Raw genomic sequence first — 1965 nt, forward strand, 5'->3', positions numbered from 1 at the left:
ATGCCATCTGGCAGCAGCCAGCGGTCTACCGTTGCCATTACGCCATTCCCCTTTGATCCGGGCGGCCAGCACTAGGGCGAGCCTTGAGTGAAGCAGAAAATGATCGGTGCGTTCAAAACGCACGCGCATGAACGACGCAGCGAAAGGCCTGTTACCGGCTTCGCCCATCACTTTCCTCGAAAAACTGTCGGGCCATTCAACCCGATGCCTGCAACAAAAAACAGCAATCAAACGTGCAGACGCAAAAAAGCCGGGAATTTCCCGGCTGCCGCATCATACACACGTTTTCCCAAAGGATCACCCCGCCCGAGGTTTTAGCCGCCGGGCGGAATGATTCAGGTCAACGCTGCATCAAGGCTTGGACTTTTCCAGGTAACGGAAGAAGTCGCTGCTTGGGTCGAGAACCATGACGTCGGTTTTGTTCGCGAAGCTTTCACGGTAGGCACGCAGGCTACGATAGAAACCGTAGAACTCCTGATCCTGGCCGTAGGCCTTGGAGTAGATCGCAGCGGCCTGGGCATCACCATCACCGCGAACCTCTTCAGATTCACGATAGGCTTCAGCCAGCAGCACGCGGCGTTGACGATCGGCGTCGGCACGGATGCCTTCTGCCAACTCGTTACCCTTGGCGCGGTGCTCGCGAGCTTCACGCTCACGCTCGGTGCTCATACGCTCGAACACGCTGCGGTTAACTTCTTTCGGCAGATCGATAGCCTTGACCCGGACATCGACAACTTCGATACCCAGCTCTTTTTCCGCCATCGAGTTCAGCGAAGCGGTGATGTCAGCCATCAGCGCATCACGCTCACCCGACACGACTTCGTGCAGGGTGCGCTTGCCGAACTGGTCACGCAGGCCCGATTCCAGACGACGCGACAGACGCTCGTCGGCAATCTGCTTGAGGCCGGAAGTCGCGGTGTAGAAGCGCTCGGCATCTTTCACGCGCCACTTGGCGTAGGCATCGACCATCACGGCTTTCTTTTCCAGGGTCAGGAAGCGCTGTGTCGGTGCATCCAGCGTCATCAGACGTGCGTCAAATTTACGCACCTGGTTAACGTAAGGCACTTTCACATGCAGACCCGGCTGAACATCCGCCTGAACCACACGACCGAATTGCAGCAACACCGCACGCTCGGTCTGAGCCACGATGTAGAAGCAGTTCCAGCCAACCAGTAACACAACGACGCCAACAATCAGGGCGATCAGCGATTTATTGCTCATCAGCGGGTCTCCCTTGTGCGCGTCTGCGGCAGGTCAGTGACATGCGGCGCGACGTCCGTGTTGTTGCTGGCAGCGGCCGAACCGGTTACCGGCGCATTGCCGCCCGAACCGTTCTGGATCATTTTGTCCAACGGCAGGTACAACAGGTTGCTCTGGCCGTTTTTGTTGCCGGTCACGAGAACCTTGCTGGTGTTGCTGAAGACTTCCTGCATGGTGTCCAGATACAGACGCTGGCGGGTGACTTCAGGTGCCTTGCGATACTCGGCGACCAGTTTGGTGAAGCGATCAGCTTCACCCTTGGCGCGCGAGACGGTTTCGTCACGGTAGCCGTTGGCATCTTCAATGATGCGCTGGGCCTGACCACGGGCTTCCGGCACGACGCCGTTGGCGTAGGTTTCAGCCTGGTTGCGCGAACGCTGCTCGTCTTCACGGGCGCGGATCACGTCATCAAAGGCTTCCTGTACTTCACGCGGTGCAGCGGCGTTCTGTACGTTGACCTGAGTAACGGTGATACCGGTGCGATAAGTGTCGAGGAAGCGTTGCAGACGCTCCTTGATTTCGCTGGCCATCAGCTCACGACCTTCGGTCAGCACCTGGTCCATGGCGGTAGAACCCACCACGTGGCGCAGCGCACTGTCGGTCGCATGTTGCAGGCTGATTTCCGGCTGGTCGACGTTCAGCACGAAGTCATGCAGGTTGATGATCTTGTACTGCACGGTCAGCGGCACTTCTACGATGTTCTCG

The 1965-nt window shown here is 58.1% G+C and carries 2 protein-coding genes; both read right to left on the bottom strand.

Going from position 1 to position 1965, the window contains the following annotated elements:
* Nucleotides 1-351 precede the first annotated feature (351 nt).
* Nucleotides 352-1221: a protease modulator HflC gene (gene hflC / locus ACIOZM_RS17850; protein WP_401216125.1), complete on the bottom strand. Its 870-nt coding sequence runs from the start codon at nucleotides 1219-1221 to the stop codon at nucleotides 352-354.
* Nucleotides 1221-1965: FtsH protease activity modulator HflK (gene hflK, locus ACIOZM_RS17855; RefSeq protein ID WP_401216126.1), on the bottom strand; the 745-nt coding region annotated here is incomplete at its 5' end. The genes hflK and hflC, both read right to left, overlap by 1 nt.

It is taken from the genome of Pseudomonas sp. NPDC087346, from assembly GCF_044744235.1.
Taxonomy (GTDB): domain Bacteria; phylum Pseudomonadota; class Gammaproteobacteria; order Pseudomonadales; family Pseudomonadaceae; genus Aquipseudomonas.

Excerpts from the sequence above, each read along its gene's own strand:
- hflC (WP_401216125.1), bottom strand. The coding sequence starts at position 1,221 with ATGAGCAATAAATCGCTGATCGCCCTGATTGTTGGCGTCGTTGTGTTA.